The sequence below is a fragment of the Vibrio sp. V19_P1S1T109 genome (genome assembly GCF_002241375.1).
GTDB lineage: Bacteria > Pseudomonadota > Gammaproteobacteria > Enterobacterales > Vibrionaceae > Vibrio > Vibrio anguillarum.
The window spans coordinates 1-14,318 of record NZ_NDIM01000292.1; the positions used below are offsets into that span (position 1 = coordinate 1).

Here is a 14,318-nt window from a genome sequence, read left to right on the forward strand (position 1 = left end):
GGCTATCGTGGCTCGGTTTAACTCACCATCTGTTTTCAGTAAACCATCTATTTTTAGTAAACTATCTGTTTTAGTGAATCTGCCGTTGTAGTGAACGTTCACTAACCGAAGAAATTCGTTGATTCACATCGGCAAACTTTACTTGTAATGCAGGATGTTTCTTTAACAGTTTTTGTTGCTGTTTCAGCACTTTTTCTAACTTCTTCAGTACTTTTTTTTGTTTTTTTAACGCTTTCTTGTTCTGTTTTTCCGATCGCTTAGCGGCCTTTTTACCTTTGTCCGTCATGCCATTTGACGTACCAGAGCGCCGTTGTTTCTTCCCTTCCGAAACAAGCTTTATCGATGCACTCGGAATAGCAGCAGGCTTACACAACGTGTTTTTATCCGATGATGAACGAGCACATGAGCGACAAAGAAATTTTGGCGCAGCCACAATCTGATGGATATCCCCAAGCTGGCTAGTAATATCGTGTCGGTTCAATTTGCATAAACGCTTATTCATGTACGCCTCGATCACGAATAGGAATAATTATTAGTTAGATATACAATTCCAAACACGATTAAGCAAGCACTAAATTACATCTATGGGCCACGAGATTTTCTCGCCAAAGCTAACGTATTGAATGCGTTAGATCATCGCCGCTTTCACATACACATCAAAACGATTTTTCTTGGTTTCAATCACCATACTCGGCTTTTGTTTGTCTAACCAATCGGCATAGTCAGGACGCTTCACCACCACGCGTTTGGTCGCCAAACTCAAGGCTGGGTTTAATAATGCATCAGCATCCAAGTCAGCGCCCACCAGCGATTGAAAGACGCGCATCTCCTTTTTTACCAAAGCCGTTTGTTTTTTACTTTCCGGGTGCGGGTACATGGGGTCAAGATACACCACATCTGGCTTTACAAAATTTTCATCTTGCGCCAGTTTTTCGAGCGCATCATGACTCGAAGCGTGAAGTAACGACATTCGCTCGCTTACCCAGCCACCAATCTCTGCATCTTGCTTGGCACGCTCTAAACCATCATCGAGCAGCGCGGCCACAACGGGATGCCGCTCGACCATTTGCACTTTACAGCCGAGCGAGGCCAACACAAAAGCATCACGACCTAACCCGGCCGTTGCATCTAACACGGTCGGTGTCGCTCCTTTGTTTAGTCCAGCAGCTTTGGCTATCGACTGACCTTTACCGCCACCAAATTTACGTCGGTGAGCAACCGCCCCCGTGACTAAATCGACATAAATAGCGCCGAGTTTAGGCTCATCCAGTTTACGCAACTCAAGACGATACTGAGTTAATACCAAGGCAAATGGGCTCTCAGCGCATGGTTTTAATCCCCAACGCGCGGCTAATGTATCCAAATGTGCTTGCTGAGCAGGAACTTCGCAAATCAGTTGTAGCTGCAAGTTAACTCCGAAACCAAGGAAATAATGAGGAGGCTTGAGTTTACCCAATTTTCACTGACGTGACTAAAGCTTATCGCTTTTCTTAAACGGCGGCTTACGAGAAACAACGACCAGTGATAAACTGAGCGAACCATTTCAATGATAAGGATGCTGTGATGCAAGCCACTACCGCTAAACTGGACGAACTCGACCGCGCCATTTTAAAAATTTTAATGGACGATGCACGCACGCCCTACGCAGAAATGGCCAAGCAGTTCAACGTTAGTCCTGCCACTATCCATGTTCGCATTGAAAAGATGAAATCGGCCGATATCATTCAGGGTACGGAAGTGATCGTCAATACCAAAAAATTGGGTTATGACGTGTGTTGTTTTATCGGTATCAATCTCAATGCCGCGCGAGACTACCATTCGGCGCTCGCCAAACTCAATGCGCTGGATGAAGTGGTGGAAGCCTATTACACCACAGGAGCCTATAATATTTTTGTGAAGTTAATGTGCCGCTCGATTGAAGAATTACAATTTGTGCTGATCGACAAATTACAGGCTATTGATGAAGTGCAATCCACAGAGACGCTTATTTCCTTGCAGAACCCGATTAACCGAAATGTGAATCCTTAATCACCGAAGCCGCAAACACCACGCAATAAAAAGCCCGAAACTAAATTCCGGGCTATGGCATCGGTACTGATAATAAATTATTTGTTCAGATAAGTTAAAAGCTCTTCAGCCGAAATACCCTGCTTTGCCAATTCCTTCGCCATGATTTCGACTTGCTCGCCTTTACGCGCTTCAATCACTTGTTGAAACTGAAAGACTAAATCACGCAGAACTGGTAATGGTACTTGTTTGGCGGCACTGCGAATACGCTCACTACTTTGGTTGCCTAATTCATTCAGCAATTTTCCGAACATGACCTTTTCTGGAGACTCGTCGAGTTGTTCCCAAATTCGAGCCATTTCATAGGTTGTCATTGACATTGTTGTTTCGTTTCCAAAGTGCAATTGAAATAATTAAGTGACTAAATATACACCCGTTAAAAAGAATATAAAACAGCAGGTGACAATTTATTAATTCACCACTAATTGATGCCAATAACGCCCTGCTTTAGAAAACAGGATAAACAGCGCTGGCGCAATCAGCCACATTTGCAGTGCAATTAATATCTGAGGTTCTAACCCAACACGCTGCATGGTGCCAACTAACAGGCCAGCACCACTCATCTGAAACAAACCAAGCAGTGCTGCGGCGGTTCCCGCACGGTCACCAAATGGCGCCAGTGCTTTTCCTGCGGCCGCTCCCAGAATCCAAGCAAAACCGATTGATGACATAAAAATGGGCAGCATAAAGGCAATCGCCGTTTTCTGTTGTGCCAGCGCGACCATGGTAGTCCCCGCAACCAATAATGTGGCGATTCCAACCACCAGCGCCATATGGGTACCAAACCTATCCATAAATTTCGGCGCACTCAGGCAAGCAACGATATTAATGATGGCATTGAGTCCAAACCAGAAAGTAAATTCATTCATAGTCAATCCATAACCTTCCATTAATACCACTGGGGCAGAAGTGACATAGGCTAAAATAACCGCCATCGCTAACATACACAATGAAGCATGGAAGAGAAAAGATGGTGTTTTCAATACGGACCAGTAACGCGATAACTTAAAGAACGCTTGCTGTTCGGTGGCTTGTGGGTTGGTTTCTTTCATACCAATCACCATCATTAAACCCGCGACCACGGCAAAACCAGCCATAAAGCTGAAGTTACTGCGCCAGCCAAATTGCTGAGTTAACCAACTACCAAGGATTGGCGCTAATGCAGGAATAAAACAGATTGCACCATTTAAGTAGCTGATCATTTTGCCGCTACGTTGTGGGCCAAAAATATCGCGAACTGTTGCAAAAGCCGCTACCGATGTCGCGCACGCACCGAAGCCTTGTAGTAGCCGAGCCATCAACATCCATTCAATACTTTGAGCGGCCCACGCCAAGCAAGCACTCAATGCATAAATACTGATCCCTCCTAATGCAACAGTTCGACGACCGAGTTTGTCCGCTAGCGGGCCAGCGAAGAGTTGACCGACTCCCATAGCAAACAGAAACCAAGTAATCGTATCTTGTGCATAAGCGTGTTCCACGTGAAACGTTTGAGAAATTTGCGGTAAAGCTGGTAGATAAATATCAATCGCTAACGGGCTAAACAGAACCAACAAAATCAGTAATGCCAATTGACGCTTACTATGCGCGTCAGAGGTTATTTGCTTCACGAAACACTCCAGTAATGAGAAAGAACACACTTTTACAACTCGGCTATAATAGAGCAATGATGATATGAATAGAAATGGCTTATACTCATCACAATTATTCCCAAATGGAAATACAGATGAATATAGAAAAATTAGCCAGAATCGATCTTAATTTGCTTGTTTGTCTGTCCGTACTGCTAGAAGAACTGAACGTAACGCGCGCCGCCCATCGCCTCTGTTTGAGTCAATCTGCCGTCAGTAAATCGCTTGCCAAGCTTCGTCAGCAGTTTAATGACCCGTTGTTTATTCGTAATTCACATGGCTTAAAGGCAACGCCACAAGCGCTCTATCTCAAACCCAAACTAGACACTCTCATCAATCAGCTCGAGCTACTCACTCAACCACAACAATTTTCACCACAAAGCAGTGAATACCGTTTTCATATTGCGGCAGTAGAAAGCGTCTACCCATTGATTCTCCCCCATTTTTTGCCCGCTATTTTCAGCCAAGGTCCAAATCTCAACATCAACACTCACTCATGGAACGATCAAACCTTTAAGAAATTGCAGCTTGGTGAGTTGGATTTAGGCATTACCGGCAAGGACATTGATATCAATGATGCCAAATTAACAATGCTGCCACCCAGTGATATCTGTGAGCAAGAGATCTATCGAGATAGCCAAATGTGCGTGGTACGTAAAGACCACCCAGCATTGCGAGATAATTGGACGTTAGAGCGCTATTTATCGCTACGTCACGTACAAGTACGCTGCGATGGTAATGATCGCTGGCTACTCGACTATCGCTTGGCGGATATCGGCCGAGAAAGGGACATCGCAATTACAGTACCGGATTTTAATAGTGCCGCCAGCCTTTGTACTTATACTGATTTTATCTTTACCGCGCCGAGCCACTTCACCCACCTAGTAGCCAAGCAGATGGATCTCGTCGTGTTGCCATTACCGATGGAATTTCCACCTATGGCTTATACGTTATTTTGGCACAGAGACAGAGAAAGTGACCCCGCATTGAGCTGGTTAAGGCAGATGATCCAAACCAAAACACTGCATCTCAGATGAAGCTGCGGTTTGCGCCAGTTCGATAAAAAGAGTAGCTTATTGAAGCTCGTCCCCATCGCCACAACCCCATAGACACAATAATAAAGTCAGGGTTTGCTATGGATTTGCACAGCTCCCTACACCTACAACGGACGGTTATGAGAAAGGATATAACACAGATGCATGATTCAATCGCACAACGCGTATCAGCCTTACGTGGCTGGCTCACACAACAAGGGCTTGATGCCATCATCATTCCACACGAAGATGAATATCTCGGGGAATATGTACCACAACACAACGAACGCCTGCATTGGTTAACTGGTTTTACTGGCTCGGCAGGCGCGGCTGTGGTCACCCACGATAACGCGGCTATTTTTGTGGATGGCCGCTATACAGTGCAAGTTCGTAAACAAGTGCCAGAGGCAACCTTTGAGTACCGTCACTTGATTGAAGAGCCCGTTCTCGATTGGCTCCAAAGCGCATTGGTCTCAGGTAGTAAAGTGGGATTTGATCCGCGCATGCATCGAGCAAGCTGGCTTAAAGCAGCACAGGCAAAATTGTCTGATGAGTTACAGCTTATTGCCGTCGGCAGTAACCCAATCGATGAATTATGGAAGGACCGTCCTAGCGCTGCAATTTCAGCAGTGCGCTTGATGGGTAATGAACTCGTCGGTATCAGTAGCCATGATAAGCGTGAGCAAATAGCTCATCAGCTGAGTAAGAAAAAGATTGATGCGGCAGTACTGACAGAACTTGATTCCATCTGCTGGCTGCTAAATATCCGTGGCCTTGATGTTTCCCGATTACCAGTATTACTTTCCCATGCCATTATTTATGCTGACTCCAGCGTCGATTTCTTCCTTGACCCTGCTCGTCTTCCTGCGGAATTTGCCAAGCATGTCGGTGGCGGCGTTCGCGTTCACCATCCAGATCAATTAGAAAAGCAGCTTAACTTACTCGCAGGTAAAAAGGTGATGATCGATCCTGCTACCAGTAATGCATGGTTTACGCTGACTTTACAAAATTCCGCTGCTGAAATCATTAATGACGCCGATCCGTGCTTACTGCTAAAAGCGGCAAAAAATGCAACCGAAGTCTCTGGAATGAAAGCGTGCCACGTGCGTGATGGTGTGGCGATGACGAAATTTCTTGCTTGGTTGGATAATGAAGTGGCTAGCCAAAGACTGCACGACGAAGGCTATTTATCTGACCGCTTACAAGCATTTAGAGAGGAAGACCCAACTCTAGCCGATCTTAGTTTTGATACTATTTCAGCGGCAGGCAGTAATGCAGCTATGTGCCATTACAACCACATCAACCAAGTAAAACCAGGACAATTAGCTCAAGACTCACTTTATCTTGTCGATTCTGGCGGCCAATATTGTGATGGTACGACTGACATTACGCGTACCATTGCTATTGGTAACCCCAGTGAAGAGATGAAAAAACAGTTCACTTTAGTGCTTAAAGGTCATATTGCGCTAGCCAGAGCACGCTTTCCAAAAGGCACTTGTGGTCATCAGCTTGATGTACTTGCCCGTCAGCACCTATGGGCTAATGGCTTCGATTATGATCATGGCACTGGTCATGGAGTCGGCCATTTTTTGAGTGTCCATGAAGGGCCACAACGCATCAGCAAAGTTTTCAACAACGTCGCACTGCTTCCGGGTATGGTACTGTCGAACGAGCCCGGTTATTACCGTGCCGATGCGTTTGGCATTCGTATAGAAAACTTAGAACTGGTGGTCGAAGTTGAAACACAAGGTGATTTCTCTGTGTTGGGGTTTGAGTCACTCACGCGTTGCCCGATTGATAAGCGCGCGATCAACATCAATATGTTAACTCGACCAGAGCTCACATGGTTAAATGACTACCATCAAAAAGTATGGGATCAAGTTGGTCCACTCGTTGAGGGTGATAACAAAGCGTGGTTGCGCCAAGCGACACTGCCTATTGAGCATGATTAAACTTCAACATGATAAAACAAATGCGCTGTAGGTAGTCTCTGTGTAGTAACTTAACCTAGAAAGATGAAAGGCGACCTCGAGTCGCCTTTACTTAAACTTATGATTCTCTTAACTCGAATTCACCTTATTAGCCAAATCACCATACTTTAATGAATGCATCCATATGTTTCACGTGAAACGTGCAAGCCATGACCTCATCCAGAATAGGCAGCATGCCAATCTCGCCACACAACTTCAAAGCCTTGCCCTTTAACAGCGGCGGCAACTTGTGCAGCTGTACGTTCATCGCTAATCACAAATTGCTCAAGCTCGGCCTCTTGCATTGCATAACCTCCAGGCTGTGTTTTTGATCCCGCCGATATGCTGGTGATCCCCAGTGGAATGAGCTTATCCCTAAAGTGCGCCGATTCGCGGGTAGAAAGCGAGAGTTCCACTTCTGAATTGAGCAAGCGAAATGCACAGATGAGCTGAACCAGTTGCTTGTCAGACATGACCGATTTAGGTTGCAGGCCACCTTCACAAGGTCGCAAGCGAGGAAACGAAATCGAATAGCGCGTCTTCCAATATCTCTTTTCAAGATAATCCAGGTGAGCGGCCACGTAAAAACAATCGGCCCGCCAATCTTCCAAGCCAATCAAAGCGCCAAGACCAATCTTATCAATCCCCGCCCGGGCAAGTCGGTCCGGTGTTTCAAGGCGAAAGTTAAAATCCATTTTGTTGCCTCGCAGATGATGTAAAGCGTAAGTCGATGGATGATAAGTCTCTTGATATACCATTACCGCATCTAAACCTAAGCTCTTTAGCTCCGCATACTGCGCTTGCTGAAGCGGTTGAACCTCCATAGCAACATAGCTGACTTCACGCTTTATCAACGGCAGTATCTGCCGGAAATAGTTCATGCCTACTTTGGTTTCATGCTCACCGGTTACCAACAACACATTATCAAACTGCATCTGCTTGATAACTGCCAATTCACGTTCAACTTCATGCAAACTTAATGTACGCCGCTTGATGCGATTCTCCATCGAAAATCCACAATAAGTGCACGCATTGGCACACAAATTTGAAAGATAAAGCGGGATATAAAAAGAAAGAGTATTGCCAAAGCGTTGCCTCGTCAGTGAGTAAGAAAGTTGCGCTAACTGCTCGATATAAGGATCAGCAGCAGGAGAGATTAATGCCTTGAAATCTTCCAAATCGCGCTTCTCTTTATGCAATGCTCGCTCGACATCTGACGCTGTTTTGGAACGGATTGATAACGCAATATCGTCCCAATCGAGTTGTTTGAAACGTTCTAAAAAGCTCATCGCTATTGATCCAAAAATGCAGTTAGAGGGCTGGATGCGATAGCATGATGAACCTGAGTTGCAAGCCCAGCCTCATAAGCCATTCGACCCGACTCTACCGCCAACTTAAATGCCAACGCCATTTGTATCGGATCGCGCGCGGCCGCAATTGCGGTGTTAACTAAGACAGCATCCGCGCCCAATTCCATCGCAAAAGCCGCATGCGAAGGCGCGCCAATACCGGCATCAATAATCACGGGGACACGAGCTTGGCTGATGATGATTTCTAAAAAATCTCGTGAGACCAGCCCCTTATTCGATCCAATTGGCGCACCTAATGGCATTACGGCCGCGCACCCCACTTCCTCTAAACGCTTACACAACACGGGGTCAGCATGGCAATAAGGTAATACGATAAATCCATCTTTCACTAATTGTTCCGCTGCCTTTAACGTTTCGATAGGGTCAGGCATCAGATACTTAGGATCGGGATGAATTTCTAGCTTCAGCCAAGATGTCGATAACGCTTCACGCGCTAAATGGGCAGCAAAAATCGCATCATTCGCATTTTTCGCACCCGATGTATTGGGTAAGAGATTGACGCCTGACTCGATAAGTGGCGCTAAAATATCATCATTTAATTGGTTAAGATCGACTCGCTTTAATGCCATCGTCGCCATTTGTGAACCAGATATGGCAATAGCTTTTGTCATTAACTCTCGGTTGGCAAATTTCCCCGTACCAGTGAACAGGCGAGATTCAAACTGTTTATTCGCTATCGTTAACATTTAGCCTCCTGCAATGGCTTGAAACAGCGATATTTGATCGCCTTCACTTAATAGGGTCGTTGACCACGCACTACGTGGCACCACGCTCTGATTCAGGGCAAACACACAACCGGTAATAGCGATAGAAAGCAGTTTGGTGAGATCCGTAATACTGGTTCCCGCTGAAACTTGATGAAACTGCTGATTAATCTTGATCGTTATATCTGACATGTGGCTTCTCCCTTCATCTGATCAGTCTGTGGGTACCCACACACCTCGCACTGAGGATCTTTAACAACATTTAAGGTTTGGAATTGAAACAAATGAGCATCAAACAGTGTCAGTTGGTTAGCATTACGCATCGTCTGTCGAGTCAATATCATGATGGCTTGTAAAGCTTGCAGGGTTCCGATGATTCCGACGACAGGCCCCAGAATACCGAATTCATTACAACGCTGCGCGGCAGGCAGTTCGCTATCAGGCACTAAACAGTGATAACAAGGTGACAACGGCAGTTGATCAAAAGCAATGACTTGCCCCTTCCATCCAATAGCCGAACCTGAAATCAATGGCTTAATTAATTTACGGCACAACTGGTTAATTTGCTGACGACTGTGGATGTTATCCGTGCAGTCAAGAACGACATCAGCATTCAGCACTTCCAGTTCGAGCTGAGTACCAATAAGGCGTTTAGATATCGCTCTTACTCTGCAATCAGGGTTGATGGCTTTAATTTGCTCTGCCATCGCATCGACTTTGGTTTGACCAATTTGCCTCTCTCGGTAGATCACCTGCCGAGGTAAGTTGCTGCTTTCAACTCGGTCATCATCCACTATTACCAGTTGTCCAATACCAGCACTCGCCAAATACAAAACGGCCGCAGACCCTAAACCACCACAACCAATAACCAGCACTCGGCTATCAAGTAAAGATTGCTGTCCATTCTCACCTATTTCAGGGAGCGCAAGTTGCCTTTGATAACGGATAAATTGCGCATCAGAAAGCATAATCACATACCTCCTCAGCACTACTTGGTAATCGGTTTTGTATGATTCGATTGAAACTATCAATGACCAACTGAGGTGATTTTGCTTCTGTCACTGCACGTACAACGGCCAAACCTGATACATCGCACTGCCAAACTTGCAATGCGTTCTCTAGGTTAATTCCGCCAATTGCAACTGTGGGTATTTTTGCACTTACAACTTCATCTGAGTTGGCGGCACAACTTAAACTCTCAATTAGCTGCTGGTAAAGTTTCAACCTAACAAGCCCCTGTGGCTTAGAGGGCATAATTTTGGTGGTGGTTGGGAATATGTGACCCAAAGCGATATAGCTGGGATTTAGTGAAGCGATGTTCAGAATCTCATAATAGCCGTGAGTTGAAATACCTAAACAGATCCCAGCTTGAGCAATTTGTGCTAAATCTGCATTGGTGAGATCTTCTTGTCCAAGATGAATGCCAAAAGCACCATGCTTTATCGCAAGCTGCCAATGGTCATTAATAAAAACCTGTGCTTGATAGGCTTGTCCAAGCTCAATAGCGGCGATAATTTGTGATTCGAGATCCGAGCGTGTTGAATCTTTGATTCGCAGTTGGATTGTCTTTACACCAAACTTCAATAACCGATCAACCCACTCAACGCTATCCACAACAGGATAAAGGCCAATATTTTTGTCTATCTTTGGAAAATAGATGTGATTTTGTTTATCGTCAGCAAAGATGCCAGCTACTGAATGTTGTAGCTGAGGAAAATATCGGCTATCCGTTGGCCATGTTTCACGTGAAACACTCATTGCCGCGCGAGCAACCACTAAAGCATCCTCTAGTGGAAAGTCGAGACACAACAATGATAGAACCCAAGCAAAGTGCTCACTCTTTGCATCAGCAGCATGAGCATTCGTAGAGTATCTTATACTACGCAGCTCTTCTCCGTGATACCACTCATCAACATAGTCGTGTGAGTCAGCCGCTGTAAGCCCTATCTTGACCAAACAAGTTTCTCGTTTCTGGGAGTGCTCAAATGGCATTTGAGCGCAAAAATTGACTTGGTATTGCAAGAATAAATTGGGCTTATCAGTTAAAACACTTAGCGCATCTTCGCACGAGGCTAAGCAATCGCTGCCAATCAAAGATGAGTATGAAGGCGTTACTAACTGACAATATAAAGTTGGGCTGGCACCCAAAAAAATATCATCGATATCAAAACCATGATGCTTGGCCAATAGCAAAACCTGTTGTACTTGAGCAGTCAACGCAATGTCATCACGGGGGATAAGTAATTGAATCATCTAATTACTCCTCGCTAACGACTGACCGTTGAGTAACAGCAGGATGATAAAGCTCTGATCCTGAGGCTTTAAACTCTTGTGATTTCTGTCTCATGCCTTGTAACGGGTCATCTAGCAGCGTAACGGAAATGAGCGCATCAGCAGCAACTTGCTTGGTATCTAGCGCATACTCTCGAACCTCTTGAGAGATTTTCATCGAGCAGAATTTCGGCCCGCACATAGAGCAAAAATGCGCAACTTTACCAGACTCTTGCGGAAGAGTTTCATCGTGAAAAGCACGCGCCGTAACTGGGTCTAATGCAAGATTGAATTGGTCTTCCCAACGAAACTCAAAACGTGCTTTCGATAACGCATTATCGCGCACTTGTGCTCCCGGGTGCCCTTTCGCAAGGTCTGCAGCATGTGCTGCCAATTTATAAGTAATTAAACCCGTTTTAACATCTTCTTTGTTTGGTAAACCAAGGTGCTCTTTCGGTGTTACATAGCAAAGCATCGCGCAGCCATACCAGCCAATCATCGCAGCACCAATACCGGAAGTGATGTGATCATATCCCGGAGCAATATCGGTAGTTAATGGGCCCAAAGTATAGAATGGCGCTTCATGGCAATGCTTTAATTGTTCATCCATATTCTCTTTAATCAAATGCATGGGGATATGGCCAGGGCCTTCAATAATGACCTGTACATCATATTCCCACGCTATTTTGGTCAACTCACCTAAAGTGCGCAGCTCTGCAAATTGTGCTTCATCGTTAGCATCGGCAATGGATCCTGGCCGTAGTCCATCCCCTAAGGAAAGGGCGACGTCATACTTGGCGCAAATTTCACAAATTTCACGGAAATGAGTGTAAAGAAAACTCTCAGTATGATGGGCTAAACACCATTTAGCGATAATAGAGCCGCCACGCGAAACGATGCCCGTAACACGTTTCGTGGTCATTGGCACATAACGAAGCAATAAACCAGCATGAATTGTAAAGTAATCAACACCTTGTTCCGCTTGCTCGAGTAAGGTATCGCGCATTACTTCCCATGATAAATCCTCCGCAATACCATTTACTTTTTCCAATGCTTGATACATAGGCACAGTGCCAATCGGTACGGGACTATTACGCAAAATCCATTCTCGAGTTTCGTGAATATTGCGCCCAGTAGAGAGATCCATCACGGTATCCCCACCCCAGCGGGTTGCCCATACTAATTTTTCAACCTCTTCTTCAATTGATGAAGAGACGGATGAGTTACCGATATTCGCATTCACTTTGACGAGAAAATTACGGCCAATGATCATCGGCTCTGATTCAGGATGGTTAATATTCGACGGGATAATGGCTCGTCCTTCGGCAACTTCACTACGCACAAACTCAGGAGTTATTCGCTTTGGTAGATTAGCCCCCAAATGAATCCCTGCATGTTGCTGGCTCAGCTGTGCATCCATACACTCTCCCCGTCGCGTATTTTCGCGAATGGCAATGTATTCCATTTCGGGTGTGATAACACCTTGCCGCGCATAATGAAGTTGAGTAACGCACTTCCCTTTCTTTGCTCGGCGTATGGCTGGCAAGTTCCCATAACGTAGTTCGTCCAATGTATCATCAGATAAACGTTCTTTAGTGTAAGCAGAACTGACCTCATCAAGCCACTCGGTATCATCCCGCTCAGCGATCCATTTTTCCCTTAATTTAGGCAAACCTTGATATAAGTCGATAGTATGAGATGGGTCGGTATAGACACCTGAAGTGTCATAAACGCATATAGATTCATTCGGTTGATAAATCGGTGAGGACTTTGTGCCCCCGACCAAGCTGTCAGCTAGTTTAATCTCACGCATTGGCACGCGGATATCCGAACGTGAACCAGTAATATAGATTTTAGAGGAATTTGGGTAGGGTTCGACAGACAATGTGTCAATGAATTGTTTGGCTTTCAGTCTCGCTTGTTTGCGACTCGACATAGCATCTTCCTTTTTGTACTAGGGATAAATGCTTGACGGATTAATGCACAAGAGTTGATCAAAATAGAGTTTTGATCTTAAGGATATAACGCTAGATAGATCACTAGCAGGTTATATTCTCTTGTTCCCTTCGCAGGTATTAGCCTGATCAGGTTCAACGGATCCCGAAAATACGGTCTCAGCCTTATGGCACTCCGACAAGTTGAGTCACGATTATAGGGAAAGACTATCCATTAACCAAGATGAAATTGTAATTTCGTTAACTTCTCATCAACAACTGGAAACCTATCCAAGCCGCTGAGATACTTAGCACCACGTTTAATAAGACATTAACACCCATTTTCAGAAAGGCTCCTTGCTGCATCAGCAATACATTATCCATAGAAAATGTAGAAAATGTGGTTAATGCACCCAAGAAACCCAAACCAATAATCTGGCGCCATGGCTCAGTTGCAAGTAATTCACTCTCAAAAGCAGCGATCAATAATCCCATAATAAATGAACCGACAACGTTAACGGTGAGCGTTCCATAAGGAAACCCGCGTCCTAACAAGAACACACATAGCTCGGTAACTAGATAACGTGCACATGCGCCAAATGCGCCACCTAATGCAATAAAACCTAAAATAGACAGCTGTCCCATAGCGAATTCCTAAAAGTAACCGTCGTTATTTTAACCGCTAAGCATAATAAATCGAACCTAATTACTAAAATAATCAAGGAAAGTTATGCTGATAATCTAGTGCTTTTAAAAAGTTACATCCGTCACTTACTGAGTAAATGGATAAGCTAAACCGCTCTTAATGCCAATTGAAGTAACAATATGATCTAATTAAGGCTATTTCACGCTCGGGATCGCTTTCTTGGATACAGCTTGAGTACAGAGAGCTGGCCACAAAAATGTGCCGAAGGGATGAGGTAAACGGAATTAGTTAATTTTTCGGATTGCTATCATAGAGGAAGTGAACAGATAGCAAAAAGCCTCAGCATTTCTGCGGAGGCTTGATAGATGGCAGGGGTGGAGAGATTCGAACTCCCAACACGCGGATTTGGAATCCGCTGCTCTGCCAGTTGGAGCTACACCCCTAAAACTTTATCTTACTCATTGAAGAAAGCCTCAACGTGACTGCTGAGGCTCTTAATAAGTGGCGGAGCGGACGGGACTCGAACCCGCGACCCCCGGCGTGACAGGCCGGTATTCTAACCAACTGAACTACCGCTCCGCAGCGTGTCTGGTTAGACAATATTCAAAGCCTGGCGATGTCCTACTCTCACATGGGGAGACCCCACACTACCATCGGCGCTGTTGTGTTTCACTTCTGAGTTCGGCATGGA

Annotated in this window: 14 protein-coding genes, 2 tRNA genes, 1 rRNA gene and 1 riboswitch; of the genes, 3 read left to right on the forward strand and 14 right to left on the reverse strand. The window is 45.1% G+C overall.

Annotated elements, in window-relative coordinates:
- Positions 1-70: 70 nt before the first annotated feature.
- Complete coding sequence (locus tag B9J87_RS14130; RefSeq protein WP_094151392.1) at positions 71-517, reverse strand: hypothetical protein; 447 nt, start codon at positions 515-517, stop codon at positions 71-73.
- A gap of 111 nt (positions 518-628) precedes the next feature.
- Complete coding sequence (locus B9J87_RS14135) at positions 629-1,408, reverse strand: class I SAM-dependent methyltransferase (protein WP_094151400.1); 780 nt, start codon at positions 1,406-1,408, stop codon at positions 629-631.
- A gap of 155 nt (positions 1,409-1,563) precedes the next feature.
- Here B9J87_RS14135 and asnC point away from each other — a divergent pair, with 155 nt between their 5' ends.
- Positions 1,564-2,028 carry a transcriptional regulator AsnC gene (asnC, locus tag B9J87_RS14140; RefSeq protein WP_010319577.1) on the forward strand — a complete coding sequence of 155 codons (465 nt, stop codon included), beginning with the start codon at positions 1,564-1,566 and terminating at the stop codon, positions 2,026-2,028.
- A gap of 77 nt (positions 2,029-2,105) precedes the next feature.
- Here asnC and tsrA read toward each other — a convergent pair whose 3' ends face one another.
- Together tsrA and B9J87_RS14150 are read right to left on the reverse strand one after the other, a co-directional pair.
- On the reverse strand, positions 2,106-2,387 hold the full coding sequence (gene tsrA / locus B9J87_RS14145) for an H-NS-like global regulator TsrA (protein ID WP_017044523.1): 282 nt from the start codon (positions 2,385-2,387) through the stop codon (positions 2,106-2,108).
- A 90-nt stretch (positions 2,388-2,477) separates the two neighbouring features.
- Complete coding sequence (locus B9J87_RS14150; RefSeq protein ID WP_232473093.1) at positions 2,478-3,677, reverse strand: multidrug effflux MFS transporter; 1,200 nt, start codon at positions 3,675-3,677, stop codon at positions 2,478-2,480.
- 116 nt (positions 3,678-3,793) lie between these two features.
- Here B9J87_RS14150 and B9J87_RS14155 point away from each other — a divergent pair, with 116 nt between their 5' ends.
- Together B9J87_RS14155 and B9J87_RS14160 are read left to right on the forward strand one after the other, a co-directional pair.
- Positions 3,794-4,735, forward strand: coding sequence for a LysR family transcriptional regulator (locus tag B9J87_RS14155; RefSeq protein ID WP_026027502.1), 942 nt, complete (start codon positions 3,794-3,796; stop codon positions 4,733-4,735).
- A gap of 158 nt (positions 4,736-4,893) precedes the next feature.
- Positions 4,894-6,684, forward strand: coding sequence for an aminopeptidase P family protein (locus tag B9J87_RS14160; protein ID WP_176429542.1), 1,791 nt, complete (start codon positions 4,894-4,896; stop codon positions 6,682-6,684).
- Positions 6,685-6,878: 194 nt separating this feature from the next.
- On the opposite strand, the gene thiH is transcribed toward B9J87_RS14160, so the two are convergent.
- The 10 genes from thiH to rrf form a co-directional block, all read right to left on the reverse strand.
- The gene (gene thiH, locus B9J87_RS14165) at positions 6,879-7,991 is read right to left on the reverse strand and encodes a 2-iminoacetate synthase ThiH (RefSeq protein WP_094151396.1); all 1,113 of its coding nucleotides are present in this window, start codon (positions 7,989-7,991) and stop codon (positions 6,879-6,881) included.
- 2 nt (positions 7,992-7,993) lie between these two features.
- Positions 7,994-8,758 carry a thiazole synthase gene (locus B9J87_RS14170; RefSeq protein ID WP_017048428.1) on the reverse strand — a complete coding sequence of 255 codons (765 nt, stop codon included), beginning with the start codon at positions 8,756-8,758 and terminating at the stop codon, positions 7,994-7,996.
- Complete coding sequence (thiS, locus tag B9J87_RS14175; RefSeq protein WP_094133308.1) at positions 8,759-8,968, reverse strand: sulfur carrier protein ThiS; 210 nt, start codon at positions 8,966-8,968, stop codon at positions 8,759-8,761. It lies immediately after the preceding gene.
- Complete coding sequence (locus B9J87_RS14180) at positions 8,956-9,744, reverse strand: HesA/MoeB/ThiF family protein (protein WP_013855609.1); 789 nt, start codon at positions 9,742-9,744, stop codon at positions 8,956-8,958. Before B9J87_RS14180 ends, thiS begins: the two co-directional genes overlap by 13 nt.
- Positions 9,734-11,029 (reverse strand): thiamine phosphate synthase, encoded by a 1,296-nt coding sequence (thiE, locus tag B9J87_RS14185; RefSeq protein WP_017044529.1) that lies wholly within the window; start codon positions 11,027-11,029, stop codon positions 9,734-9,736. The genes B9J87_RS14180 and thiE overlap by 11 nt, the downstream gene beginning before the upstream one ends.
- A 4-nt stretch (positions 11,030-11,033) precedes the next feature.
- Positions 11,034-12,983, reverse strand: a complete 1,950-nt coding sequence (gene thiC, locus B9J87_RS14190) for a phosphomethylpyrimidine synthase ThiC (RefSeq protein WP_094151398.1) — start codon at positions 12,981-12,983, stop codon at positions 11,034-11,036.
- Between the two features lie 108 nt (positions 12,984-13,091).
- A riboswitch (TPP riboswitch) is annotated at positions 13,092-13,190 on the reverse strand.
- 52 nt (positions 13,191-13,242) lie between these two features.
- A complete protein-coding gene (crcB, locus tag B9J87_RS14195) occupies positions 13,243-13,626 on the reverse strand; it encodes a fluoride efflux transporter CrcB (protein WP_013855606.1) in 384 nt (127 codons plus the stop codon).
- Positions 13,627-13,993: 367 nt separating this feature from the next.
- Positions 13,994-14,070, reverse strand: a tRNA-Trp gene (locus tag B9J87_RS14200).
- Positions 14,071-14,129: 59 nt separating this feature from the next.
- Positions 14,130-14,206, reverse strand: a tRNA-Asp gene (locus B9J87_RS14205).
- A 29-nt stretch (positions 14,207-14,235) separates the two neighbouring features.
- Positions 14,236-14,318 (reverse strand): 5S ribosomal RNA (gene rrf / locus B9J87_RS18060); the annotation flags it as partial.

Bases quoted from the DNA above. Each gene is read 5' to 3' on its own strand.
- thiC (WP_094151398.1), bottom strand. From the start codon at position 12,983: ATGTCGAGTCGCAAACAAGCGAGACTGAAAGCCAAACAATTCATTGAC.
- thiE (WP_017044529.1), bottom strand. From the start codon at position 11,029: ATGATTCAATTACTTATCCCCCGTGATGACATTGCGTTGACTGCTCAA.
- tsrA (WP_017044523.1), bottom strand. From the start codon at position 2,387: ATGTCAATGACAACCTATGAAATGGCTCGAATTTGGGAACAACTCGAC.
- B9J87_RS14160 (WP_176429542.1), top strand. From the start codon at position 4,894: ATGCATGATTCAATCGCACAACGCGTATCAGCCTTACGTGGCTGGCTC.
- thiS (WP_094133308.1), bottom strand. From the start codon at position 8,968: ATGTCAGATATAACGATCAAGATTAATCAGCAGTTTCATCAAGTTTCA.
- B9J87_RS14180 (WP_013855609.1), bottom strand. From the start codon at position 9,744: ATGCTTTCTGATGCGCAATTTATCCGTTATCAAAGGCAACTTGCGCTC.
- thiH (WP_094151396.1), bottom strand. From the start codon at position 7,991: ATGAGCTTTTTAGAACGTTTCAAACAACTCGATTGGGACGATATTGCG.
- crcB (WP_013855606.1), bottom strand. From the start codon at position 13,626: ATGGGACAGCTGTCTATTTTAGGTTTTATTGCATTAGGTGGCGCATTT.
- asnC (WP_010319577.1), top strand. From the start codon at position 1,564: ATGCAAGCCACTACCGCTAAACTGGACGAACTCGACCGCGCCATTTTA.
- B9J87_RS14155 (WP_026027502.1), top strand. From the start codon at position 3,794: ATGAATATAGAAAAATTAGCCAGAATCGATCTTAATTTGCTTGTTTGT.
- B9J87_RS14170 (WP_017048428.1), bottom strand. From the start codon at position 8,758: ATGTTAACGATAGCGAATAAACAGTTTGAATCTCGCCTGTTCACTGGT.